Source organism: Ralstonia sp. Ralssp135 (assembly GCF_047304345.1).
Classification (GTDB): domain Bacteria; phylum Pseudomonadota; class Gammaproteobacteria; order Burkholderiales; family Burkholderiaceae; genus Ralstonia; species Ralstonia chuxiongensis.
Genome location: NZ_JBGLYZ010000016.1, coordinates 82,554 through 107,107, shown reverse-complemented (window position 1 = coordinate 107,107; position 24,554 = coordinate 82,554). Strand labels below are relative to the sequence as shown.

Genomic DNA, 24,554 nt, shown 5'->3' with positions numbered 1-24,554 from the left:
GCTTTTTGCTCGGCGTCCCGAGCTCGGAGCTCGACGCATGGAGCTTTTTGCTCGACGTCCCGAGCTCGGAGCTCGACACACGGAGCTTTTTGCTCGGCGTCCCGAGCTCGGAGCTCGACGCATGGAGCTTTTTGCTCGACGTCCCGAGCTCGGAGCTCGACGCATGGAGCTTTTTGCTCGACGTCCCGAGCTCGGAGCTCGACGCATGGGGTTCAGAACTCCACAGTTGGCGTTCTGAACCCCATGCGCGGGGAGGCGCGCCGCTTACAGGAACATTCCACCCGATGCCTCAATCCGCTGGGCGTTGATCCACCGGTTGTCCGGCGACAGCAGCGAGGCCACCACGCCGCCAATGTCATCCGGCACACCAGCGCGCCCCAGCGCCGTATTGGAAGCCACCATCGCATTCAGATTGGCGTTGTCGCGCACTGCACCGCCGCCAAAGTCCGTCTCGATTGCGCCCGGCGCCACCACGTTCACGGCAATGCCGCGCGGCCCGAGTTCCTTGGCCAGATAACGCGTGAGCACCTCCACTGCACCCTTCATTGCCGCATACGCGCCGTAGCCCGGCATCGCAAAACGCGCCAGCCCCGACGAGATATTCACGATGCGTCCACCGTCCGCCATGAGCGGCAGCAGGATCTGCGTGAGGAAGAACACGCCTTTGAAGTGCACGTTCATCAGTTCGTCGAACTGGGCTTCGGTGGTTTCAGCCACTGCGGCATGCACGCCAACGCCAGCGTTGTTGACCAGGAAGTCGAAGCGCTCGGCCTTCCACCGCGCCAGCACACCGCGCACGGCATCAGCAAAGGCGGGGAACGTAGCGATCTTGCCGGCGTCGAGCTGCAAGGCGGCGGCGCGGCGGCCCTGGGCAGTCAGTTCCGCGACGAGGGCATCGGCTTCAGCACGGTTGCTGCGGTACGTAAAGATGACGTCGGTGCCGCGCTGGGCCAGCTTCTGCACCATATTCTTGCCAAGGCCGCGGCTGCCGCCGGTGACGATCGCGATGGGGGTGTGGGTCTGCGTCATGTTTGCTCTCCGGTTGGATTTGAGATGGGTGTCGAACACCGTGAGAGCATGGTATTGGGCGATAAACAAAGAATAAATCTCGCTTATCCTATCGCTGTGTTTGTCCACAGATAACAATCCACCCGCCCGCCATGTCCGCCAATCGACTCGAAGCCATGCAGATCTTTGTGCGCGTGGCCGAACTTGCCAGCTTCACGCGTGCGGCAGAAGCCCTGAGCATTCCCAAACCGGCCGCCTCGGTGGCGGTGCAACAGTTGGAAACGATGCTCGGCACGCGCCTGCTCCACCGGACCACCCGCAAGGTGCAGCTCACGCAAGACGGCCAGACCTTCTACGAGCGCTGCCAGGACCTGCTGGCCGACATGGACGAGCTGCAGACGATGTTCCGCCAGAGCCCGCAGGCGCTGCGCGGCCGCCTGCGCGTCGACATGCCTGTCGGTGTCGCACGCCGCATCGTCATCCCCGCCCTGCCCGCGCTGCTCGATGCGCACCCCGAGCTGGAAATCGAACTCTCCAGCACAGACCGCCGTGTTGACCCGGTGCGTGAAGGCTTCGACTGCGTATTGCGCATCGGCAACCTGACCGACAGCAGCCTCATCGCGCGCCCGCTGGGCCAGTTGCATCAGGTCAACTGCGCGAGCCCCAGTTACCTCGCACGCCATGGCATGCCGAAAACGCTCGAAGACCTCGACCACCATCGCATCGTCCATTACGTGCAGACGCTGGGCACGAAGTCGCCCGGGTGGGAATACACGGTGGATGGCCGCTCCGCGTTCCGGCCGATGAAGGGTGCGGTGACCGTCAGCTCGGCGGAGAGCTACGACGCTGCGTGCCGCGCGGGGCTGGGGATGATCCAGGCGCCGGTGTATGCGGGGCTGTCATCGGCGATTGCGGACGGAACGCTGGTGGAGGTGATGCCCGACTTTCGGCCGCCGCCGATGCCGGTGTCACTGGTGTACCCGAACCGGCGGAATCTGCCGGTGCGGGCGCAGGTGTTCATGAACTGGATGGCAGAACTGCTGGCGCCGAACCTGGAAACGGCATCGAGCGGGCGATAGTCACTGTACCGGCTTGTCGCTGCGCTTCTTCAGATTGGCGCGCAGCGCGTCGCTCATCGGCATGTCGAGGTTTGCACCGGCGGGCGGGATGGGCGACTCGAACCATTTCTTGTACAGCGCTGTGAACTCGCCGGATTTCATGAGTCGCGTGATGGTTGCATCCACGAGCCGCTTGAAGGCGGGGTCGTCCTTGCGGACCATGCAGGCGTACGGCTCAACCTGCAGCGTCTCCGCCACAACTTCCAGCGCCGCCGGATTGGCCGAATTGGCCCGCAGGCCGTATAGCAGCACGTCATCCAGCGCCAATGCCGACGCTCGGCCGGTTTCGACCAGCTTCAGCCCGTCTGCATAGTCCTTGCCGGAGATGATCTGGACGTCGATGTTGTGGTCGACGGCAAATTTCTTCAGCACCTTCTCGTTCGTGCTGCCGGCAGTGCTGGCGACAGTCTTGTTCGCCAAGTCCGTGTAGTTCTTGATGCCCGAATCGCGCTTGGTCAAAAGGCGCGTTCCCGCGTAGAAGAAGTTGATCGAGAAGGCCACCTCCTTGCCCCGCGCGCTGGTGTTGGTGGTCGATCCGCATTCGAGGTCGTACGTGCCATTGACCAGCAGCGGAATCCGGTTCGTGCCAGTGACCGGAATCGCGTCGACCTGGAGAGACGGCTTTTTCAACCGGGCGCGTACATCGTCGACGATGGCTTGCGTCAGATCGACGGAGAATCCCACGGCCTTGTTCGGGCCCAGCAAGTAGCTGAACGGAACCGCCGCTTCACGATAACCAACCGTGATCTTGTCTGCCGCCGCGATCTTCTCGAGCGTCTGCGCGTGGATGCTTCCGGCAGCAACCGTTAGGCCGGCCACGACAAGCGTGGAAGCAAGTGTGCGAATCGTCTTCATTTGCGTCTCCATGGATGCGCCCCGCGTTCTGTTGCTCTGTTGCTCTGTCGGCTTTGGCTGCTACAGCGCCCTCTCTACGGAAATCTAGGCGTCAGGCCGTTTTTGCCATTGATGCAGGTCAACATGCCGGACACGCGTGGTTCAGCAAAAAAAACGCGCCGAGTTGCCCCGGCGCGTTATTCGTCGATCGGCGCAGCGTGCGCATCGGCACGCCCTGCTCCGTCAGAACCTGTGGTTGACCCGCACGTAGGCGGACTGCGCAGACACATGGCTCGTGTTGATGGTCGCATCAACGCCCAAGGACACCGTGGTTGCCTTGGCAGCCTGCAGCATGACGCTCGCCCCAGTTGTCAGGAACGAACGCGGCAGGTCGGTGCCAGGGGCGGCGAACACGGTGCCGTCCTGGCTCTGGACCTGGACGACGCGGCCGGCGTTCATCAGCTCGTGCGCGTAGCCCACGCGAAGCTGCACGTTGACGGGGCGCACGGCATCGCCGAATGCCTTGTCGAGCGTGACACCCACATACGGTTGGAGACTGCGCGCGCTGTCCGGGCCGACTTGTAGGTTCTGGCCGTTGGCACCGTTCTCGCCGAAGCCGCTGCCGCGCACGTAGGCATATCGGAGGCCCACATGCGGCGCGAGCCGGATGCCGCCTGCTTCCATCGGCAAGCTGGCTTGCGTGGCGGCGGTGAATTCGTGCGCGAGATGGTCGCCCTCGGCGGTACCAACGCTGCCGAACGGCCGCTTCTGCGAGAAGAAATCGAGCCCGTAGCCGACCGTGGCCGACAGATTGACGGCGCCCATCGGCTGCGCCCCGTAAAGCGCGATGCGCAGGGTGTCGATGGCGCCCGATGCGCCGGTGGTGTCTTCGCCGAGCGTGGTGTGCGTGTAGCCGCTCGCCGCACCCAGAGTGGCAGCGCCAAGGCGGCCCTCCGCGCCCGCGAGGAAGCCATAGGCGTGCGTGAGGAAGCCCGGCGCATTGCCCGTACCGCCCACCTTTGTGCTGGAACCGCTGGCCGTGACCCACACATCCTTGGAACCACCCGGGGCATCCTGCGGCCCCGACAACCGGCCGAGCAGCGTTGAGTTGACGCCCTGTGCCTGCAGCAGTGCTGTCGTACCCAGCGCCGTATAGATGGAGGTCTTTGTTGGCGCCACGACGGTCGGGCTGCCGGGGGTGCCGGGCCCTGTTGCTTCAGCGAGCAGCACGTCGACCGTATTCGTTCCGTAGTCCACCGATGTCTGCAGCGTGCCGAGGTTGGCTCCCGCCGTTGCTGTGCTGACGTTTGCGAAGCGCCCTGTCAGGCCACTGGCTGCGCTCAGGACGGTGTAGCGGCGGGCGGTATAGGTACCCGGATCGAACATGATGGCGAGCGAGCCGCCAAGCGCTGCAGCACCGCCCACACGCAGTTGCGATGCCTCCGTCGGGCTGACTTCGATGGCGAGCGCACCAGTCGAGCCTTGCGTGTAATTGCCGCCCACTGAGAGCGTTCCGATGGAGCCGCCCGGCGCGACCACCCCGCTGCTGCTGATATCGCCGGAAACCGTGCCATGGCCGCGCAGGGTGCCAAGCGCGTTCACCAGGACATTGCCGCCAAGCACGGCGCTGGCGTTTGCCGCATCGCCGACCGCCAGCGTGCCGCCCGCTACCGTGGTCGACCCGGCGAAGCCGCTGCTAACGCCATTGAGCGTGAGCGTGCCCGTGCCTTGCTTGATCACCGCGCCGTTGCCGCTCACGCTGCCGCTGAAGGTTTGAGAGGAATCGTCAGCCAGCGTGAGCGCGCCGCCCAGCACCACGCGGCTACCCGTGACGCCGGAGAGATGCGCCACGGTCTGGTTCACGCCAGCAGACAGATCGAGTGCCGACGTTGCCCCTGCGAGCGCGACGGTCGTAACCGACGCCAGGCGGCCGACGCCCGTCAACGCCAGCGTCCCGGCGTTGACGGTCGTTGCCCCGCTATACGTATTCACGCCGGACAGCGTTTGTGTGCCGCCATCCAGCGTGAGGCCGCCCGTACCGCCAATGGCGCCACTGAACGTGCCAGAGGCATTCGCCAAGGTGAGCGTCCGGCTGCCCAGGGCGACGGCGCCGGAGCCCGTCAGGGCATTGATGGTTGCGCCGGACGTCGTACCGGAGATGTCAAACGTGCCGTTGTTGACCACGCCCGAGGACGCAGCAATGCTGCCGGCACCTGACAGCGCGAGTGTCCCTGCATTGATGGTTGTTGCCCCGGAGAACCCATTCGCTGCCGACAGCGTTTGCGTGCCACCGCCGACCGTGAGGCCGCCCGTCCCGCCGATCGCACCGCTGAACGTCCCGGCCGCATTCGCCAAAGTCAGCGTCCGGCCGCCCAGCACGACTGCACCAGAGCCCGTCAGGGTGCTGATGGTGGCGCCGGACGTCGTCCCAGAAATATCAAACGTGCCGTTGTTGACCACCCCGCCGGAGGTCGCAATGCTGCCTGCACCCGATAGTGCTAGCGTGCCCGCGTTGATGGTCGTTGCGCCGGTAAAGACGTTTGTGTTCGACAGCGTTTGCGTGCCACCCGCCACGGTCAGCCCACCTGCGCCGCCGATAACGCCGCTGAACGTGCCGGCGGCGTTGGACAAGGTTAGCGTCTGGCCACCCAGGGCCACCGCGCCGGTGCCGGTCAGTGCGTTAATGGTGGCGCCCGAGGTCGTCCCAGAAATATCGAGCGTGCCGTTGTTGACCACGCCCGAGGACGCCGCAATGCTTCCGGCACCGGACAGCGCGAGCGTGCCAGTGGTGATGGTGGTAGCGCCCGTATACGTGTTGTTGCCCGTCAGCGTGATCGTGCGACTGCCGGTAACGGCCGCGCTGCCCGCGCCCGATATGACGCCCGACACCACGAGGTTCGTCGTGGTCGCATCGAGCGTGACGCGCGACGTGGCATCGCCCAGCGTGATGTTGTTGGACAGCGCGAGGCCTGCACTGCCGGCCGTGATCTTGGCTGCTGCCCCCGCCTCCACGTCGAGGTTGCCGATGATGTTGGAACCCGTCAGCAGTTGCAGCGTGTTGTTCGCCCCGTTGAACTGGATGGCTGCCGCGCGCGTGACGCCATCGCTGTACAAGCCGCCGCTGATGGTGCCGCCATTGACGATGACGTCACCGTTGGAAATGACGCCCGCGCCCGCGGCACCGCCATTGCCGGCCCCGCCAGTGATCGTGCCGACGTTGGAAAGCACGTTGAACCCGGCAGCCAGATTGACGCCCGCGCCGCTGGTCCCGGCCGTGCTGCCGCCGCCACCACTGGCACCGCCTACACCGCCCACGATCGTCCCAATGTTGGTCACCTGAGTGCCGGAACCCAAGGTCAGCAAACCGTCGCCGCCTCCGCCTCCGCCGCCCGGGTTTCCGCCGCCACCTCCGTTACCGCCATTGCCGCCCACCAGCGTGCCTTGGTTGTTCACGTCGGCAGCCGGCGTCACCATGACAAACGCTGCGCCGCCACCGCCGCCGCCACCGCCGTTGGAGGCCGACCCCGATGTGCCGGCACCGCCATTTCCGCCGGTTCCGCCTTGCACGGTCACGCCGCCGTTGACAGTGACGCTGGTGCCGGTGGAATACACGCCGGCGCCTCCGCCTCCGCCGCCCCCCGCGAAATTGAATCCATCGAAGCCCTGGCCAGCCCCGCCCTGCGCGTTCGCGTTGATCACGGCATCACCAGCGAGCACCACATCGGGGGCTCCTCCGGGGCCGCCTTGGCCACTGTCGTTCGCGGCACCAGTACCGCCCGTTCCGCCGGAAGTCGGCCCGCCCGGAACCTGGACGGTGGAGGTGCCGCCACCCAGAGCGGACCCACCGCCGCCACCGCCGTTGCCGCTGCCACCATTGCCGCTGCGGTTCGGGATACCGTTACCGCCAGCAGCGCTGCAGTTTGCGATCGTGCTCGACGAACAGGTCGCGGCCCAACCCGGCAGCGCCGCGCCGGCCAGACCGAGTGACACCCCGATTGAAATGATGGATGCGCGCCGACGCGCGGGCGCCGTGTCGTGGCTGGCGTCAACGCCCCCGTGCGACGCCCTCGTAAGTTCGGATACCACTTGCGGAGCACGCAAGGTGCGGCTCCAGACCAGCCGATAGACCCGGTTCATGTTGACCCCTCGTTGCATAGACCCATGGGTCGGGCGCTGGCCACTGAGAGGCAGGACCGCGGCGCAATCGACCCATTTTTGTTTGTTGTTCTCTGGCGCGCCGTCCGGTGGATACCGTCTTTTTTCGACTTATTGATGGGGGCGCATGCGCGCGAAATATAACACTTGCCTAGGAAATATTGCCCTGGCCATTGGTCATGGCTTGCCGCGCGGGGTCGATGGCTTTGGCTGGGGGCAAAAAAAACGCGCCGAGTCACCCCGGCGCGTTTTTCATTGCTGCAGCAGACAGGTCAGCCCATCCACTTGCGCGCATTGCGGAACATCCGCATCCACGGGCTGCTGCCGTCGCCGGCGGCTTCCCACTCCTTCGGATGCCAGCTCATCTGCACAGCACGGAATACACGTTCCGGGTGCGGCATCAGCGCAGTAAAGCGGCCGTCGTGCGTCGTCACAGAGGCAATACCCTGCGGCGAGCCGTTCGGGTTCAGCGGATACGTCTGCGTGACTTCGCCGCGGTTGTCGACGTAGCGCAGGCCAACGGCCACCTTGCCAATGTCGCCCTGCTGGGAGAAGTCGGCATAGCCTTCGCCGTGCGCAACCACGATGGGAATGCGGCTGCCTTCCATGCCCGCGTAGAAGATCGACGGGGACGCTTCGACCTGCACGGTCACCAGGCGGCCTTCGTATTGCTCCGACTGGTTGCGCGTGAACTTCGGCCATGCACCCGCGCCCGGGATGATCGGGGCGAGGTTCGCCATCATCTGGCAGCCGTTGCACACGCCAAGGGCGATCGAATCGGCGCGGTTGAAGAACGCCGCAAACTGCTCGGCCAGCATGCTGTTGAAGAGGATCGTCTTCGCCCAGCCTTCACCCGCACCCAGCACGTCGCCGTAGCTGAAGCCGCCGCAGGCCACGAACCCCTTGAAGCCGGCGAGCGTGGTGCGGCCAGCCAGCAGATCGCTCATGTGGACGTCGTAAGTGTCGAAGCCGGCCTTGTCCATCGCGTAGGCCATTTCGATCTGCGAGTTCACGCCCTGCTCGCGCAGGATCGCCATGCGCGGGCGGGCACCCGTGGCGATGAACGGTGCGGCCACGTCTTCCGCAATGTCGAACGTGAGCTTGGGCGAGATGCCCGGGTCTTGCGCGTCGAGAATGCGGTCGTACTCGCTCTGCGTGCACTCGGGGTTGTCGCGCAGGCTGGCGATGCGCCAGGAGACATCCGTCCACGTGCGTTGCAGTTCCGTGCGCTGCGCGCTGAACACCTTCTTGGCGTCGCGCCAGATTTCGATGTGGTCGTTGGCGTTGGGCGCGCCGATCACGTGGCTGCAGCCGGCCAGGCCGTGCTCGCGCAATACCGCGAACACCGCGTCGCGTTGGGCCAGGGGCACCTGGATGACGGCGCCAAGCTCTTCGGCAAACAGCGCACGCAGCGTCAGGTCGGCACGGCGGCCGGAGACTTGCTGCGCCCAGTTCTTGGCGTCGCCATGGTCGGCTGCGTCGTCCAGCGTGAGCATGTCGACGTTGATCGACACACCGCAGTGGCCCGCAAACGCCATTTCGCAGACAGTCGCCCACAGGCCGCCGTCCGATCGGTCGTGGTACGCCAGCAGCGAGCCGCTCGCGTTCAGTTGCTGGATGGCCGCAAAGAAGCGCTTGAGGTCTTCGGCGTCGTCCACGTCGGGCACGCTGTTGCCGATCTGCTCCGTGACCTGCGCCAGGATGCTGCCGCCCATGCGGTTCTTGCCGCGGCCCAGGTCGATCAGGATCAGCGTGGTGTCGGCCGGCGCGTTGGCCGATTCAACCTGCTTGAGCTGCGGCGTGAGCGTCTTGCGCACGTCCGTCACCGGCGCGAACGCCGAGACGATGAGCGACACGGGCGCCACGACTTCCTTGGCAGCGCCCTCGTCTTCCCACTTGGTGCGCATCGACAACGAGTCCTTGCCCACCGGAATGCTGATGCCCAGCGCGGGGCACAGCTCCATGCCGACGGCCTTGACGGTGTCGTACAGGCGGGCGTCTTCACCGCTCACGCCGCAGGCGGCCATCCAGTTGGCCGACAGCTTCAGTTGCGTGAGCGAGTCGATGGGTGCAGCGGCGATGTTCGTGATGGACTCGCCGATGGCCATGCGGCCCGATGCGGACGCGTTGATGACGGCCAGCGGCGTGCGCTCGCCCATCGTCATCGCCTCGCCGGCGTAGCCTTTGTAGTCCAGCGTGGTGACGGCCACGTCGGCCACCGGCACCTGCCACGGGCCGACCATCTGGTCGCGCGTGTTCAGGCCGCCAACGGTGCGGTCGCCAATGGTGATGAGGAACGACTTGCTGGCAACGGTCGGGTGGCGCAGCACGTCGCGCGCGACGACTTCCAGGTCCAGGCCGGTGACATCGACTTCCGGGAATTCCTGCGCGACGCGGTGCACGTCACGGTGCATGCGCGGCGGCTTGCCGAGCAGCACGTCCATCGGCATGTTGACGGGGAAGTGCTCGGCGACATCGGGTGCAGTGTCGCTGTCGACGACTTGCAGTTGCTGTTCATCCGTGGCGAAACCGACCACCGAGAACGGCGCGCGCTCGCGCTCGCACATGGCCTGGAAGCGCGGGAAATCGCCGGGGGCAATCGCCAACGTGTAGCGCTCTTGCGATTCGTTGCACCAGATTTCCGCCGGGCTGAGGCCGGATTCTTCCAGATGCACCTGGCGCAGGTCGAAGCGCGCGCCCTTTTCGGCGCCGTCCACGATTTCCGGGAAAGCGTTGGAGATGCCGCCCGCGCCCACGTCGTGGATCGAGAGGATCGGGTTGTCTTCGCCCAGCGCCCAGCACGCATTGATGACTTCCTGCGCGCGGCGCTGCATTTCAGGATTGCCGCGCTGGACGGAATCGAAGTCCAGGTCAGCGGTATTGGTGCCAGTGGCCATCGAGCTGGCAGCGCCGCCGCCCATGCCGATGCGCATGCCGGGGCCGCCCAGCTGGATCAGCAGCGTACCGGCCGGCAGGCCGTGCTTGTGCGTGTGGCCAGCGTCGATATTGCCGATGCCGCCGGCAATCATGATCGGCTTGTGATAGCCGCGCACGGTGCCGCCAACGTTCTGCTCGTAGACGCGGAAATAGCCGCCCAGGTTGGGTCGACCAAATTCGTTGTTGAACGCTGCGCCGCCGATCGGGCCTTCAATCATGATCTGCAGCGGCGAGGCGATGCGGTCAGGCTTGCCGACCGGGCCAGGTGCGGCTTCATTCGGGTTGCGATGTGCCACGGGCTGCGCCGTATCGCGGGCGTTTTCCCACGATTGCACGGCTTCCGGCAGCAGCAGGTTCGACACGGTAAAGCCGGTCAGGCCCGCCTTGGGCTTGGCGCCGCGGCCCGTTGCACCTTCGTCGCGGATTTCACCGCCGGCGCCGGTCGACGCGCCCGGGAACGGCGAGATGGCGGTCGGGTGGTTGTGCGTCTCCACCTTCATCAGCGTGTGCGTGAGCGCTTCGCGGCGGCCGTATTGCGGCACGCCCGTCTCGCCTTCCGTGCCTGCGTGCGGGAACCAGCGCTCGGCCATGCCGCCTTCCATCACGGCGGCGTTGTCCGAATACGCGACGATCGTGCCCTGCGGCGCGAGCTGGTGCGTGTTGCGGATCATCGCGAAAAGCGACTTGTCCTGCGTCTCGCCGTCGATGGTCCAGTCGGCGTTGAAGATCTTGTGGCGGCAGTGCTCGCTGTTGGCCTGCGCGAACATCATCAGCTCGACGTCGGTCGGGTTGCGTTCGAGCTTGCGGTAGGCGTCGACCAAGTAGTCGATTTCATCATCGGACAGGGCCAGGCCCATCTCGACGTTGGCGGCTTCCAGCGCACGACGTCCAGCATCATGGCCGCCGCCAATGTCCACAAAGCGCAATGCCTTAGCGGGCAACACGTCGAACAGGCCGTAGCCGGCTTCGCGCGAGTCGATCACGGTTTCCGTCATGCGGTCGTGCAAGTGCTCGGCCACGGCGGCGCGGGTGGCGTCGTCCAGGTGCTTGGCGGCACCGGTCAGGCTGCGGATGAGGCCCTTCTTGCACGTGACGGTAAATTCCACGCCGCGCTCGATGCGGTGAATTTGCGGCAGTGCGCAGTGGCGGGCAATTTCCGTCGCCTTGCTGGCCCAAGGCGAGATCGTGCCGAAGCGCGGGATGACCACAAAGCGGTCGCCCTCGACATCGGCCGGAGCGGGCGAACCGTAGGTCAGCAGCGCTTGCACACGGGCAGATTCATCGGCCGACAGCGGCGTGTCGGCGGCCACGAAATGCAGGTATTGGGCACTGACGGCATCGATATCGGGATCGATGCGCTTGAGGGTGGAAAGCAGGCGTTGCTGACGGAAGGCGGACAGCGCGAGAGCGCCGGGAAAGCACGAGAAATGCGCCATGGTGGGCAAGGCAGGCAGTAGCTGGAAGGAGGAGTTCCCGGCGTGCGCGGGGAAACCGCTATTGTACCTTGCCCTGCCCTCGTTACCGACCCTCAAATCGGCCGAAAATGGCGCTGCCTCGGCTGCAACCGACTGCAAACGCCCGTTTTACAGCGACGTGGCGGACCGGGCGGCCTGCTCGTACAGGCCCGTCAGCACCCGCAGCAGGCGCGCCAGCTCGCCAATCTCGGCATTTTCCTCGCCACTGGGCGAAATATTGCTGGTCAGGCACTGCTCGCGGATCTCGCGGTAGCGGGCGCAGGCCTTTTCTCCGGCTTCGGTGGTGGTGTACGTGACTTCCTTGCCGTTGCGCGTGCCCTCCACCAGTTCCATTCCCTGCAGCTTCTTGAGGGAATACGTCACAAGGTGGGTGTCTTCCACGTTGAGCACGAAGCAGATGTCGGCCAGACGCTTGGCGCGGCCGCGGTGGTTGACGTGGTGCACCACCAGCACATCGAGGAAGGTCAGGTCGCGCACGCCGGCGGCTGCCATGCAGCGCACGCACCAGCGGTTGTAGGCGTTGTAGGCGGTGTTGAGCGCAAACTCGAACTCCGACAGCTCCGGGCTGCGCGCCGACACCAGATGCGACGAAGACACGATCGGCCCGCCCTTGCCTGCGTCTTCATTGGCTGCGGATTGCGGCAGATCAGCTTTCGGGGTGGTCGGCGATTTGGACATTGCAACGGGCTGGGAAAGGACCAGAAACGCGGGCTATTGTAAGAGAATAGATCGTCATGTCTGCACAGTGGAAAGCGTAGTTGCCATGTCCTCACAGCCCGCTTGGCGCGAAATCCTGATCGACGGTGCCCTGGCCGCACACACCGGCGCCGACCTGCTCTTCGGCACGGCCGGCATCCGCGCACTGGAAGCGGCGGCTTACCGATCCCTCGAACCTTTCACCCTGATGGCGCGCGCGGGCGAAGCTGCCGCCGATTGGCTACAGACGCGCGCGCCACATGGGCACGTGTTGCTCGTTGCCGGCCCAGGCAACAACGGCGGCGATGCACTCGTTGCGGCGACGGTACTGCATCTGGCCGGGCGCGCCGTCACGGTGTGGCTTGCCGCAGACCCCGCCAAGCTGCCCGACGATGCGCGCCGCGCCTGGACGGAGGCTTGTGCCGCCAATGTCCCCATCGAACGTTTGCACGCGACGGCTTCGGTGCCGGCGGCCACCTCAGCCATCGTCGATGGCCTCTTTGGTATTGGGCTCGCCCGGCCGCTGACGGGATTGCATGCGGCGCTGGTCGACACCATCAACGCCAGCGGCCTGCCGGTGTACGCACTGGACATTCCCTCGGGCTTGAACGGCGATACAGGCCAGCCGCCCGCCTCAGATTCGCCCGTTATCCAGGCGCGCGCCACCATCACCTTTCTCGCCGTCAAGCCGGGCTTGCTGACGGGCGATGGCCGCGATGCCTCCGGCGACATTGCGCTGGCCGACCTGCAAGCCGCGCAGCCCGCTTATGACGGCGTGATCGAAGCGGACGCATTCGTCAATACGCCGTCACGCTGGCTCGCGCACGTGCCACCCCGCCGGCATAACGGCCACAAAGGCACGTACGGCAGTGCGGCAATCGTGGGCGGCGCGGCCGGTATGGTCGGAGCGCCGCTGCTGTCAGCGCGCGGTGCGCTCTATCTAGGCGCTGGCAAGGTGCACGTGGTCTCGCTTGCCACCGATGCACCGCGTGTCGACCCCGCGCAACCTGAATTGATGCTGCACACCTGGGGCGCCCTCGATCTGGGCGGCATGCAGGCGCTCGCCGTGGGCCCGGGCATGGGCACCGGCAAAGAGTCAGAAGCTGCGCTCGAACATCTGCTGGACCGCATGCTCTCGGCGCGCACGCCCGCCGTGTTCGATGCCGATGCACTCAACCTATTTGCGAAAACGCCGGCCCTGCTCGCGCGCCTCACGCAACTGGCCGGAAGCGGTGTCCCGCTGGTACTGACACCGCATCCGCTGGAAGCTGCGCGCCTGTTGCATACCGATGCGCACGCCGTGCAGCGCGATCGGCTGGCCGCCGCCAAGGCGCTTGTCAATCGGACGGGCGCGGTGGTCGTGCTCAAGGGCTCGGGCACGGTTATCGCGGCGCCGGGCATCTCGCCGGCCGTCAACCCCACCGGCAACGGCGGACTCGCCACTGGTGGTACAGGCGATGTGCTGACCGGCATGATCGGCGCCTTGCTTGCGCAAGGCATGGGTGCGCGCGAAGCCGCACCCGCGGCCGTGTGGCTGCATGGTCGCGCTGCTGACGATCTTGTCCAGGCGGGCGTCGGCCCCATCGGCTTGCACGCCAGCGAGCTATGCGCGCCGGCACGACGTGCTCTCAACGCCCTGCTGGCGTCGGACGTTCGCCGATAGAAAGCCGTCATACAGCGCCGTTATACTGCGCATTCGTTTTCCCGCACCAATCTCACGTCACATCCCGCCCGTATGCCCACAGCTCTACCCGCCTGGCAGTCTCTGACGCAACATGCTGAATCGATTCGCGCGACGCATATGCGCAACTGGTTTGCCGCGCCGGACGCCGAGGAACGGGTACGCGCCTTCACGCTGGAAGCGGCTGGCCTGACGGTGGACTACTCCAAAAACCGCATTACCCCTGAGACGCTCGCCCTGCTGCTGCAACTGGCCGACGAGGCTGGCGTGCTCACGCTGCGCGACGCCATGCTGCGCGGCGACCGCATCAACAACACCGAGCACCGCTCCGTCCTCCACGTGGCCTTGCGGGGACAAGCGGATGACGACTATCGCGCAGACGGCGAGCCCGTCATGCCCGAAGTGCTGCGCGTGCGGGCCCAGATGCACGACTTCGCCAACCGCGTGCATAGCGGCGCGTGGACGGGCCATTCCGGCCAGCGCATCACGGACATCGTCAATATCGGCATCGGTGGTTCGGACCTCGGCCCGCGCATGGTGTGCCGCGCGCTCGACCACCTTGCCGTGCCGCAGGTGCGCGTGCATTTCGTCTCCAACGTCGACGGCACGGACTTGGCCGAAACGCTCGACCATCTGAACCCGGACACCACGCTCGCCATCGTCTGCTCCAAGACGTTCACCACGCTCGAGACAATGGCCAACGCGCACAGCATGCGCCGCTGGTTTGTCGAGCATGGCGTGGCGGAAAGCCAGCTCAAGCACCACTTTGTCGCCGTCTCTACCAACCGCGAGGCGGTCGTCCAGTTCGGCATCGACCCGGACAACATGTTCACGTTCTGGGATTGGGTTGGCGGGCGGTTCTCGCTGTGGTCGGCGGTGGGCCTGTCGATCGTGCTGGCGATCGGGCCGCGGCAATTTGAAGCGATGCTCGACGGCGCGCGCGCGATGGACCGTCACTTCGCCACAGCCGCGCCGCGCGAAAACTTACCGCTCATTCTCGGGATGTTGTCGGTCTGGTATCGCGGCTTCTTCGACGCGGCGAGTGCCTGTACCGTGCCGTACTGCGCGCCACTGGGGCTGCTGACCGACTTCATGCAACAGCTCGAGATGGAGAGCAACGGCAAATCCGTGCAGCGTACCGGCGCAGCCATCGATACCGACACCGGTCCCATCGTATGGGGCACGGCTGGTACCAACGGACAGCATGCGTATTTCCAGCTGATCCACCAAGGCTCGCAGATCGTGCCGGTGGATTTCATCACCACGCTGGAGCCGGTGCGCAGCCTGCCCGGCCACCACGCCAAGCTGCTCGCCAATTGCTTCGCACAGGGCGAGGCGCTCCTGCTCGGCCGCACCGCCGATGAAGTCCGCGCCGGCGGCGTCACCGACGAAGCGCTGGTGCCACACATGGTGTTCGAAGGCAATCGTCCGAGCACGACCATCCTGATGGAACGGCTCGACGCCGCGTCCTTCGGGGCACTCATCGCCTGCGCCGAGCACCGCACCTTCGTGCAGGGTGCGGTGTGGAACATCAACTCGTTCGATCAATGGGGCGTGGAGCTTGGCAAGAAGCTCGCCAAGCCGATCCAGGCAGAGCTGGAAGGTGCGCCCGCCTCTGTGGCGCACGATGCGTCGACGGCGGCGCTGATCCGCCGCGCCAAAGCCACGCTCTGACGCAAACGTTCAGAGTTCGGTGACGGTCTCGTCGCCGACAAGATGCCCGGCTTCGATGGTGAGAATGCGGCTGCAACGCGCTGCAACGGAGCGGTCGTGCGTCACTAGAACCAGCGTGGAGCCGGCACTGCGGTTGAGTTCGAACATCAGCGCGATAACGGCCTCGCCGGTCGCGGTGTCGAGACTGCCCGTCGGTTCATCGGCAAAGAGAATGTCGGGCTCGGTCACGAACGCGCGTGCGAGGGCCACGCGCTGTTGCTCGCCACCGGACAGCGTCTTGGGATAGTGCGACAGCCGTGCTCCCAGGCCAACGCGCTCCAGCAGAACCGTGGCGCGTCGGCGCATTTCGGCGGTGCTGACATCGCCACGCAACTCCAACGGCAGCATCACGTTCTCAAGTGCCGTCAGATGGGGCAGCAGCTGAAACGATTGGAAGACAAAGCCCACGTGGCTGCCGCGCACGCCCGCACGGCCATCCTCATCCAACTTGAACAGGTCGTTGCCCAGCAGCTTGACGGAACCCGACGTCGGCAAGTCCAGGCCTGCGAGCAACCCAAGCAGCGTCGATTTGCCCGAGCCGGAAGCGCCAACAATCGCCAATGTCTCGCCCCTTTCCACACGGAAGGCAACATCGCTCAGAATAGGCAACTCACCGGTGGCATCGCGCACAGTCTTGTGCAGCGAATCGACTTCAATCACCCAGGTAGCGGAAGACGACATGATTGGACTGGTAGGTAGTAGAAGACGCAGCGTGAAGTCACTTGTAGCAGCGCTTGGCTGCGCAGTGTTCGGCATGCTGCCACTCGCGCAGACGGCTGCAGCACAAGGCGCGCCGGCATCGCATCGCGTGGTGGTGCTGGGTGACAGCCTGTCGGCGGGATACGGCCTTGCGCAAGGCACAGGCTGGGTCGCGTTGCTCGACAAGCGCCTCAAAGAACGGAAGCCCGATTATAGCGTCGCCAATGCAAGCATCAGCGGCGACACCACGGCCGGCGGCCGCTCACGCCTGCCCGCCGTGCTGACACGCGAAAAGCCCTCTGTCGTGATTCTCGAACTGGGCGGCAACGATGCGCTGCGCGGCCTCTCGCTTGCATCCAGCGAGGGCAACATGAAGGCAATGATCGAAGCCTCGCAAGCAGCCGGCGCGAAGGTGTTGCTGGTGGGCATGCGCATCCCGCCCAACTACGGCCCGGATTACAGCGAGCGCTTCTTCGCCATGTTCGGCAAGCTGGCGCAGCAGTACAAGCTGCCGCTCGTACCATTCCTGCTTGATGGCGTTGCACAGCGGCCAGATTGGTTCCAGGAAGACCGCATCCACCCCATTGCCGCAGCGCAACCGACGATGCTCGATAACGTGTGGCCCAAACTGGAACCTCTTCTCAAAGCCCGGGTCGGAAGATGACAATTCTGCCGCGCCGACTTGCGCCACCAGGCGCATTGGGTTCCTAAGTCGCATGCGCGGCCACATCTCACACGGGCGGACACCATGAAGCTTCTGGCAAGCGGGCTGCGTGCAGCGCGCGACAACAAGCGGTTCCTGGTCGGCATGTCGTTGCTCTTCGCCTTCCGCGCCTGCATTGCCGACTGGGCAGTCGTGCCCAGCGGCTCAATGAACCCCACCCTCATCGAGGGCGACTACATCCTGATGAACCGGTTGGCTTACGGCGTGCGCGTACCGGCCACCACCGTCTGGCTCAAACGCGGCAACGAGCCGCGACGTGGTGATGTCGTCGTCTTCTCCTCGCCGGAAGATGGCACGAAGCTCGTCAAGCGGCTGATCGGTCTACCTGGCGATGTCGTTGAAATGCGCGGCGAAGCGCTCTACATCAATCAGCGGCGCATCGCCTATACCCCATTGCCGGACGTGGCACCGGGAGCGTTGCCCCAAGCGACAGCGACGCTGCCGCACGAACTCTGGTCCGAAGCCCTGCCCGGTCGCGAGCACACGGTGATGGTCTTGCCGGAAGTGCGAGCATTGCGCAGCTTCGGCCCTATTACCGTCCCTCAAGACCACTACCTGATGCTGGGCGACAACCGCGACAACAGCCGAGACTCGCGTTATTTCGGCCTCGTGCCGCGCAAGAACCTGATTGCCCGCGCTTCCCACGTGGCACTCTCATTCGATCCGGACCACTGGTACATGCCGCGCCTCGCCCGCATCGGCAAGCCGCTGGACTAGTCGCCCCCCAAAGAAAGTACGCAAAGAAAAAGCCCCCTCAACATCGAGGGGGCTTTTTCGTCAGGCTACCCGCAGCGTGCCGTATCAGTCCTCTGCCGTATTGGCAGGTTTGCTGGCGTCAATCACGTTGCTGTTGATCTTCACCTTCGAGCGCGCCTTCAGTGCTTCGTAGTAGGCATTGAACTCGGTCTGACCAGCAGCCTGAGCCAGTTGCTGAGCATCGGCAGCGCGGCGCGCCTCGTCCACGTTGGCCGGCGGCAGCACCTTGTTGATGCGATACAGCGCGTAGCCTTGGGCACCCAGGTCCACGCCGATGGTGACCGGAAGCTTGGTCGCATCTGCACGCAAGATTGCCGTCAGTGCAGCGGGAGACGTGCCCTGTGCCTGCTGGCGCGAGACAGTCTGTGCTGCGCTGAAGCCATCGGCGCTGTTGCTCTGCTTCACTGCGGCCAGTTTCTCTTCGCCAGCCTTCTTGGCCAGCGCAGCCGCTTGCTCGGCGATCACCTTGGCCTTGACCTGCTCACGCACGTCGGCCAGTTTCTTGACCGTGGCGGGACGATACTCCGCCGCCCGCGCCGCAACCAGCGTGGTCGGTCCCACCTGGATGGCGGCCGTATTGCGGTGATTCTTGATCACGTCGTCTGCAAACAGCGCCTTAAGTACCTTGTCGTTGCCGATCGGGCTGCCTGACTGCGCCGGGCTCGGTGTGCGGGTCACGTTGTCGGCCGTCTGAATCTGCAGCTTGAGCTTGTCAGCCACCGGCTTCAGGCTGTCGGACTGGTCTTCCACCGTGTTGGAAAACGCATCAGCCAGCTCCGAATACTTCTTGTTGGCGAGTTGCGTACGCAGTTCGCGTTCAAGCTCCGGCTTGACGGCTTCCAGCGGCTGCACGCCGCCGCCCTTCACTTCTTCCAGCTTGATGATGTGGAAACCGAAATCGCTTTGGACCACATCGCTGATATCACCCGGCTGCTTGAGCGCAAACAAAGCGTTCTCGAACGGAGGCACGGTCGCGCCCTTGCCGAGGAAGCCCAGTTCACCACCCTGCGCAGCCGAACCCGGATCGCCCGAGTACTTCTTGGCCAGTTCGGCAAAGCTCGCGGGGTTCTTGCGCACCTCGGCAAGCACTTCTTCGGCCTTCTTCTTGGCGGCTTCCTTGTCGGCGGGCTTGGCGTTGTCGGGCAGCTTGATCAGGATGTGCGCGGCGCGGCGTTCTTCCTGTGTCTTGAAGCGCGCAGCGTTCTGGTCGTAGTACTCCTTGATCTGCTCAGGCGTGACCGGAATCTGCTTCATCATGTCTTCGCCCGAGAACACGACATACTCGGCCTTGACCTGCTCCGGCACGGAGAACTCCTGCTGGTGCGCGTCGTAATAAGCCTGAATCGCCTTGTCGTCCGGGTTGACCTTTGCTGCGTAGTCAGCCGGCTTGAACAGCAGCGCCTGCACTTCGCGTTGCTGATCGCGTACCTGGATCAGTCGCTCCACCAGCGACTTCGGCACGAACGCCGACGACACGATCGATTGCGGAATCTGTTGCTGCGACAGCTCAAAACGCAGATTGCCTTCCAACTGCTCGGGCGTCATGTTTTGCGCGGAAAGCAGGCGGACGTAGGCTTCCTGATCGAACGAACCATCCGGCTTGCGCAGCGCTGCCACGGCCGGAATCTGCAGGATCGTGTCGCGAATCTTCTCGTTCGAGATGGTCAGGTTCGCATGCACGACCTCATTGGCCAACACGCGTTGCTGGATGATGCCGTCGAGCACATCGCGGCGCATCTGCGGACCTTCGAACTGGCGCGGATCATATTGCGCACCAAGCATCTGGCGCAGACGCTCCGTCTGCTCGCGCACGCGCGCGTCGACTTCGTTGGTGGAGATGACCTTGCCGTCGACCTTGGCCGCGTCATGCGAGCTGTCCATGAAGCTCGAATAGCTCTGAACGCCGAAGAACACGAACGAAGGGAACACCAGAATCAGCAGCACCAGAAACATCAAGCGCCGATGCGTACGTACGAAATCAAGCATGCTGGACCGGAGGTGAATGGAAGATGGAAAATCCGGCGATTCTATCAGGTGCCGCCGACATTCCGGACAATCGCGGCACAGCGTGCAAGCATGACCTGCAACGCATTCGCCGCTGAAAAGACAAAGGCCCGAACGAATCGGGCCTTTGCACAGGATTTGGCGGAGCGGACGGGACTCGAACCCGCGACCCCCGGCGTGACAGGCCGGTATTCTAACCGACTGAACTACCGCTCCAAATTGGGTCGGACCATCCGACGCTGGAGCGGCAATACGAACGATGGTGGGTGCTGAGAGGCTCGAACTCCCGACCCGCGCCTTGTAAGGGCGCTGCTCTACCAACTGAGCTAAGCACCCGTTCGTACTGCCGGCGTGAGCCGGACTGTCCGGCGCCCGCGTTGTCACTCACGAGCACCAAAGCCCGCTAGTTTAGCGCATCTTTTAGCGCTTTGCCAGGTTTGAATTTCGCAACCTTGCCACCTTCGATCGTGATGGCCGCCCCCGTACGCGGATTGCGTCCATTACGTGAGGATCGCTTGCCGACGAGGAACGTACCGAAGCCAACCAGCGTGACCGACCCACCCTCGCACAACGCATCTTTGATGCCGTCGATCAGCGCGTCGATGGCGCGCCCCGCCGCGGCTTTTGACATGTCAGTTTGCGCCGCCACATGGTCGATGAGATCTGTCTTGTTCATCGTGCCACCTCCCCGAACACCCGCTAGTGTGGATTCATTAAAGTGGCCGCCAATCGACGTGTCAAGGCGAAGAACTGTGTGCCACACGTCGCAGCCTGCGCAAAGAAAAAGGGCCCGAACATGTCGGGCCCTTCTTCAACCTTGGCAGGCTACGGTATCAGTGATGCACCATTTCCTGCGACTTGCCGTCGTCGCCCTTGGCGGGTGCCGGCTTGGCTTCCTCTTCCGGCAGCGGCTCCGGCTTGCGCACCAGCGCGAGTTCCAGCACCTTGTCGATCCAGCGCACCGGCTGAATCTCGATGCTGTTCTTCACGTTGTCCGGAATGTCCGCTAGGTCCTTGACGTTCTCTTCCGGAATCAGCGCCAGCTTGATGCCGCCGCGGTGTGCTGCCAGCAGCTTTTCCTTCAAGCCGCCAATCGGCAGCACTTCACCGCGCAGGGTAATTTCGCCGGTCATCGCCACGTCAGCGCGCACCGGAATACCGGTCAGCACCGACACCAGCGCCGTCGTCATCGCAATACCCGCCGACGGGCCGTCCTTGGGCGTCGCACCTTCGGGCACGTGGATGTGGATGTCGCGCTTCTCGAACATCTCATCCTTGATACCCAGCCGCGCCGAACGCGAACGCACCACCGAGCGCGCAGCCTCGACCGACTCCTTCATCACGTCGCCCAGCGAACCCGTGCGGGTGATGTTGCCCTTGCCCGGCATCAGCGCGGCTTCGATGGTCAGCAGATCGCCGCCCACTTCGGTCCATGCCAAACCGGTCACTTGGCCGACTTGGTCTTCCTTGCCGGCCAGACCAAAGTCGAAACGACGCACGCCAAGGAATTTGTCCAAGTTCTCCGAATCGACCTTCACAGACGTATTGGCTTCCTTCTTCAGCAGCAATTGCTTGACGACCTTGCGGCAGATCTTCGAGACCTCGCGCTCCAGCGAACGCACGCCAGCTTCCCGCGTGTAGTAGCGGATGATGTCGCGCAGCGCGGCTTCGGTCACCTCGATCTCGCCGTCCTTCAGACCATTGTTCTTGATCTGCTTGGGCAGCAAGTAGCGGCGGGCGATGTTGACCTTTTCGTCTTCCGTGTAGCCCGACAGGCGAATCACTTCCATCCGGTCCAGCAGCGGTGCCGGAATGTTCAGCGAGTTCGACGTCGCTACGAACATCACGTCCGACAGATCGAAGTCCACCTCGATGTAGTGGTCCTGGAACGTGTGGTTCTGTTCCGGGTCCAGCACTTCGAGCAAAGCAGACGACGGGTCGCCGCGGAAATCCGCGCCCATCTTGTCGATTTCGTCGAGCAGGAACAGCGGGTTGCGCACGCCGACCTTCGTCAGGCTCTGCAGGATCTTGCCCGGCATCGACCCGATGTAGGTACGACGGTGACCGCGAATCTCAGCCTCATCACGCACGCCACCCAGCGCCATGCGCACGAACTTGCGGTTCGTTGCACGCGCCACCGACTGCCCGAGCGAGGTCTTGCCGACACCCGGCGGCCCCACGAGGCACAAGATCGGCGCCTTCAGCTTGTCGACGCGCTGTTGCACTGCGAGGTACTCAAGGATGCGTTCCTTGACCTTCTCCAGGCCGTAGTGGTCTTGATCCAGCACCTGCTCGGCGTTCGACAGGTCATTGTTGACCTTACTCTTCTTGCGCCACGGCAGACCGACCAAGGTGTCGATGTAGTTGCGCACCACCGTTGCCTCGGCCGACATCGGCGACATCAGCTTGAGCTTCTTGAACTCGGACTCGGCCTTCTTCTTGGCCTCCTTCGGCATGCGGGCGGCCTTGATCTTCTTGTCCAGCTCTTCGAGATCGGCACCTTCCTCGCCTTCGCCCAACTCCTTCTGGATGGCCTTGACCTGCTCGTTCAGGTAGTACTCGCGCTGGCTCTTCTCCATCTGGCGCTTGACGCGGCCGCGGATGCGCTTTTCCACCTGCAGGATGTCGATCTCGCCTTCGAGTTGCGACAGCAGGCTCTCCAGACGTTCGGTCACGTTGAACATCTCGAGAATCTTCTGCTTCTGCTCAAGCTTGATCGGCAGATGCGCGGCGATGGTGTCGGCCAGACGACCCGGCTCATCGATGCCCGACAGCGAGGTCAGGATCTCAGGCGGGATCTTCTTGTTCAGCTTCACGTACTGATCGAACTGCGACACGATGGCGCGACGCAGCGCCTCGGTCTCGGCCGATTCAGTGGGCTCCGGACCGACGGGCACAGCTTCGCAGAAGAAGTGCGATTCGTCGTCGGTAACGGAAAGGATGTTGGCGCGCTGCGTGCCCTCGACCAGCACCTTCACGGTGCCGTCCGGCAACTTCAGCATCTGCAGAATGTTGGCGATACAGCCGACCTCGTAGAGATCCTTGTCGGTCGGCTCGTCCTTGGCGGCGGTCTTTTGCGCCACGAGCATGATGCTCTTGCCCGCCTCCATCGCAGCTTCCAGCGCCTTGATGGATTTGGGGCGACCCACGAACAGCGGAATCACCATGTGCGGAAACACCACCACGTCACGCAACGGCAACAGCGGCAGGCGAATCTGCTCAGCGGGTAAAAGTTGGGTTCCGGACATTATTTTCCCCAGAAAGTCATGTAAGGGCTAAATTGGGCACAGCGACGGTTTTACAAGACCGCTGCTGCAAGTCGCATGCCGACCCGGTTTCCCGAAGCAAAAAAAGCCGCTCGCGAGCGAACGGCTTCCTGCATGGGACGCATACGGCGCATCCCGGCCGGGCATTCGCGTCAGTTGGAACCTGCAACCTTGGGTTGCTCTTCGTAAATCAGCAAGGGCTTGCCTTCGTCGGAGATCGTACTTTCATCGATCACCACCTTTTGCACACCCTTGTGGTTGGGGAGGTCATACATCACATCCATCAAAGCGTGCTCGACAATGGAACGCAGACCGCGCGCCCCCGTCTTGCGCTTGATTGCCTTGCGGGCAATTGCCGTAAGCGCGCTCGGACGAATTTCCAGTTCCACCCCTTCCATTGCCAGCAGCTTCTGGTACTGCTTGACGATTGCATTCTTGGGCTCCACCAGGATTTCCATCAAGGCAGCCTCGTCGAGCTTGGCCAGCGTCGCCACAACGGGCAGGCGGCCGATCAACTCGGGAATCAGACCGAACTTGATGAGATCTTCTGGCTCCACTTGCGGCAGCACTTCGCTGACATCGCGCTCTTCCTTGCTCTGCACCTCCGCACCAAAACCGATACCGGTCTTGTCGGAGCGCTGCATGATGATCTTCTCCAGACCATCGAACGCGCCACCGCAGATGAACAGGATGTTGGTCGTATCCACCTGCAGGAAGTCCTGGTTCGGATGCTTGCGACCACCTTGCGGGGGCACCGACGCCATCGTTCCTTCGACGAGCTTGAGCAGCGCTTGCTGCACACCTTCCCCAGAAACGTCCCGGGTGATGGAAGGGTTGTCAGACTTGCGCGAAATCTTGTCGATTTCGTCGATGTAGACGATGCCACGCTGGGCCTTGTCTACCTCGTAATTGCAGTTCTGCAGCAGCTTCTGGATGATGTTTTCGACATCCTCGCCCACATAACCGGCTTCGGTCAGCGTAGTGGCGTCGGCGATGACGAACGGCACGTTCAAGAGACGCGCCAGCGTTTGAGCAAGCAGGGTCTTGCCCGAGCCAGTCGGCCCGATGAGCAGGATGTTGCTCTTGGACAGCTCGACATCGTCCTTCTTGCCGAGGTGCTTCAAACGCTTGTAATGGTTGTAAACCGCAACCGCCAAGATCTTCTTGGCTTGCTCCTGACCGATCACATATTGGTCCAGGCTTTGGCGAATTTCATGCGGCGTGGGCAGATCGGACTTGACCGCCAAGCCACCTTCCTTTTCGGAGATGGCAGCTTCGTCCCGGATGATCTCGTTGCACAGGTCGATACATTCATCGCAGATGAAGACCGAGGGGCCGGCAATCAGTTTCTTGACCTCATGCTGACTCTTGCCGCAGAACGAGCAATACAGCAGCTTTTCGCCAGTCGAGCCTTTCTTGTCCGCCATAACGATTACCAGTAGTTCTTGGCAGCATCATACGCCAAATTATCTGGCGACGATCCGCAGG

15 protein-coding genes and 2 tRNA genes are annotated in these 24,554 nt (G+C 63.9%); 5 read left to right on the top strand and 12 right to left on the bottom strand.

Annotated features, from left to right (window positions below; all coding sequences use genetic code 11):
- Positions 1-264 precede the first annotated feature (264 nt).
- Positions 265-1,029 carry an SDR family NAD(P)-dependent oxidoreductase gene (locus ACCD03_RS13305; RefSeq protein WP_413411939.1) on the bottom strand — a complete coding sequence of 255 codons (765 nt, stop codon included), beginning with the start codon at positions 1,027-1,029 and terminating at the stop codon, positions 265-267.
- Between the two features lie 131 nt (positions 1,030-1,160).
- Here ACCD03_RS13305 and ACCD03_RS13300 point away from each other — a divergent pair, with 131 nt between their 5' ends.
- Positions 1,161-2,087, top strand: coding sequence for a LysR family transcriptional regulator (locus ACCD03_RS13300; RefSeq protein WP_413411938.1), 927 nt, complete (start codon positions 1,161-1,163; stop codon positions 2,085-2,087).
- Here the strand turns inward: ACCD03_RS13300 and ACCD03_RS13295 are convergent, their stop codons facing one another.
- From ACCD03_RS13295 to ACCD03_RS13280, 4 genes are all read right to left on the bottom strand, one after another.
- Positions 2,088-2,981 (bottom strand): transporter substrate-binding domain-containing protein, encoded by an 894-nt coding sequence (locus tag ACCD03_RS13295; protein ID WP_413411937.1) that lies wholly within the window; start codon positions 2,979-2,981, stop codon positions 2,088-2,090.
- A 222-nt stretch (positions 2,982-3,203) separates the two neighbouring features.
- Positions 3,204-7,097 carry an autotransporter domain-containing protein gene (locus ACCD03_RS13290; RefSeq protein WP_413411934.1) on the bottom strand — a complete coding sequence of 1,298 codons (3,894 nt, stop codon included), beginning with the start codon at positions 7,095-7,097 and terminating at the stop codon, positions 3,204-3,206.
- A 290-nt stretch (positions 7,098-7,387) separates the two neighbouring features.
- A complete protein-coding gene (gene purL / locus ACCD03_RS13285) occupies positions 7,388-11,488 on the bottom strand; it encodes a phosphoribosylformylglycinamidine synthase (RefSeq protein WP_413411932.1) in 4,101 nt (1,366 codons plus the stop codon).
- 147 nt (positions 11,489-11,635) lie between these two features.
- Positions 11,636-12,205 carry a winged helix DNA-binding protein gene (locus tag ACCD03_RS13280; RefSeq protein WP_009238068.1) on the bottom strand — a complete coding sequence of 190 codons (570 nt, stop codon included), beginning with the start codon at positions 12,203-12,205 and terminating at the stop codon, positions 11,636-11,638.
- An 85-nt stretch (positions 12,206-12,290) separates the two neighbouring features.
- On the opposite strand from ACCD03_RS13280, the gene ACCD03_RS13275 reads away from it, so the two are divergent.
- Together ACCD03_RS13275 and pgi are read left to right on the top strand one after the other, a co-directional pair.
- A complete protein-coding gene (locus ACCD03_RS13275) occupies positions 12,291-13,886 on the top strand; it encodes an NAD(P)H-hydrate dehydratase (protein WP_413411929.1) in 1,596 nt (531 codons plus the stop codon).
- 72 nt (positions 13,887-13,958) lie between these two features.
- Positions 13,959-15,578, top strand: a complete 1,620-nt coding sequence (pgi, locus tag ACCD03_RS13270) for a glucose-6-phosphate isomerase (RefSeq protein ID WP_413411927.1) — start codon at positions 13,959-13,961, stop codon at positions 15,576-15,578.
- Between the two features lie 9 nt (positions 15,579-15,587).
- Here pgi and ACCD03_RS13265 read toward each other — a convergent pair whose 3' ends face one another.
- Complete coding sequence (locus tag ACCD03_RS13265) at positions 15,588-16,298, bottom strand: ABC transporter ATP-binding protein (protein WP_232042879.1); 711 nt, start codon at positions 16,296-16,298, stop codon at positions 15,588-15,590.
- Positions 16,299-16,371: 73 nt separating this feature from the next.
- Here ACCD03_RS13265 and ACCD03_RS13260 point away from each other — a divergent pair, with 73 nt between their 5' ends.
- Together ACCD03_RS13260 and lepB are read left to right on the top strand one after the other, a co-directional pair.
- A complete protein-coding gene (locus ACCD03_RS13260; protein ID WP_413411940.1) occupies positions 16,372-16,980 on the top strand; it encodes an arylesterase in 609 nt (202 codons plus the stop codon).
- A gap of 84 nt (positions 16,981-17,064) precedes the next feature.
- Positions 17,065-17,757 carry a signal peptidase I gene (gene lepB, locus ACCD03_RS13255; RefSeq protein ID WP_413411925.1) on the top strand — a complete coding sequence of 231 codons (693 nt, stop codon included), beginning with the start codon at positions 17,065-17,067 and terminating at the stop codon, positions 17,755-17,757.
- An 84-nt stretch (positions 17,758-17,841) separates the two neighbouring features.
- On the opposite strand, the gene ACCD03_RS13250 is transcribed toward lepB, so the two are convergent.
- The 6 genes from ACCD03_RS13250 to clpX form a co-directional block, all read right to left on the bottom strand.
- The gene (locus tag ACCD03_RS13250; RefSeq protein WP_413411923.1) at positions 17,842-19,782 is read right to left on the bottom strand and encodes a SurA N-terminal domain-containing protein; all 1,941 of its coding nucleotides are present in this window, start codon (positions 19,780-19,782) and stop codon (positions 17,842-17,844) included.
- A 157-nt stretch (positions 19,783-19,939) separates the two neighbouring features.
- Positions 19,940-20,016 (bottom strand) — tRNA-Asp (locus ACCD03_RS13245).
- Between the two features lie 44 nt (positions 20,017-20,060).
- Positions 20,061-20,136 (bottom strand) — tRNA-Val (locus ACCD03_RS13240).
- A gap of 67 nt (positions 20,137-20,203) precedes the next feature.
- Positions 20,204-20,530 (bottom strand): HU family DNA-binding protein, encoded by a 327-nt coding sequence (locus ACCD03_RS13235; protein ID WP_394373637.1) that lies wholly within the window; start codon positions 20,528-20,530, stop codon positions 20,204-20,206.
- Between the two features lie 103 nt (positions 20,531-20,633).
- On the bottom strand, positions 20,634-23,048 hold the full coding sequence (gene lon / locus ACCD03_RS13230; RefSeq protein WP_045206284.1) for an endopeptidase La: 2,415 nt from the start codon (positions 23,046-23,048) through the stop codon (positions 20,634-20,636).
- A gap of 170 nt (positions 23,049-23,218) precedes the next feature.
- On the bottom strand, positions 23,219-24,493 hold the full coding sequence (gene clpX, locus ACCD03_RS13225; RefSeq protein WP_009238059.1) for an ATP-dependent Clp protease ATP-binding subunit ClpX: 1,275 nt from the start codon (positions 24,491-24,493) through the stop codon (positions 23,219-23,221).
- Between the last annotated feature and the right edge of the window lie 61 nt (positions 24,494-24,554).

Bases quoted from the DNA above. Each gene is read 5' to 3' on its own strand.
- ACCD03_RS13305 (WP_413411939.1), bottom strand. From the start codon at position 1,029: ATGACGCAGACCCACACCCCCATCGCGATCGTCACCGGCGGCAGCCGC.
- ACCD03_RS13300 (WP_413411938.1), top strand. From the start codon at position 1,161: ATGTCCGCCAATCGACTCGAAGCCATGCAGATCTTTGTGCGCGTGGCC.
- ACCD03_RS13295 (WP_413411937.1), bottom strand. From the start codon at position 2,981: ATGAAGACGATTCGCACACTTGCTTCCACGCTTGTCGTGGCCGGCCTA.
- ACCD03_RS13290 (WP_413411934.1), bottom strand. From the start codon at position 7,097: ATGAACCGGGTCTATCGGCTGGTCTGGAGCCGCACCTTGCGTGCTCCG.
- purL (WP_413411932.1), bottom strand. From the start codon at position 11,488: ATGGCGCATTTCTCGTGCTTTCCCGGCGCTCTCGCGCTGTCCGCCTTC.
- ACCD03_RS13280 (WP_009238068.1), bottom strand. From the start codon at position 12,205: ATGTCCAAATCGCCGACCACCCCGAAAGCTGATCTGCCGCAATCCGCA.
- ACCD03_RS13275 (WP_413411929.1), top strand. From the start codon at position 12,291: ATGTCCTCACAGCCCGCTTGGCGCGAAATCCTGATCGACGGTGCCCTG.
- pgi (WP_413411927.1), top strand. From the start codon at position 13,959: ATGCCCACAGCTCTACCCGCCTGGCAGTCTCTGACGCAACATGCTGAA.
- ACCD03_RS13265 (WP_232042879.1), bottom strand. From the start codon at position 16,298: ATGTCGTCTTCCGCTACCTGGGTGATTGAAGTCGATTCGCTGCACAAG.
- ACCD03_RS13260 (WP_413411940.1), top strand. From the start codon at position 16,372: ATGCTGCCACTCGCGCAGACGGCTGCAGCACAAGGCGCGCCGGCATCG.
- lepB (WP_413411925.1), top strand. From the start codon at position 17,065: ATGAAGCTTCTGGCAAGCGGGCTGCGTGCAGCGCGCGACAACAAGCGG.
- ACCD03_RS13250 (WP_413411923.1), bottom strand. From the start codon at position 19,782: ATGCTTGATTTCGTACGTACGCATCGGCGCTTGATGTTTCTGGTGCTG.
- lon (WP_045206284.1), bottom strand. From the start codon at position 23,048: ATGTCCGGAACCCAACTTTTACCCGCTGAGCAGATTCGCCTGCCGCTG.
- clpX (WP_009238059.1), bottom strand. From the start codon at position 24,493: ATGGCGGACAAGAAAGGCTCGACTGGCGAAAAGCTGCTGTATTGCTCG.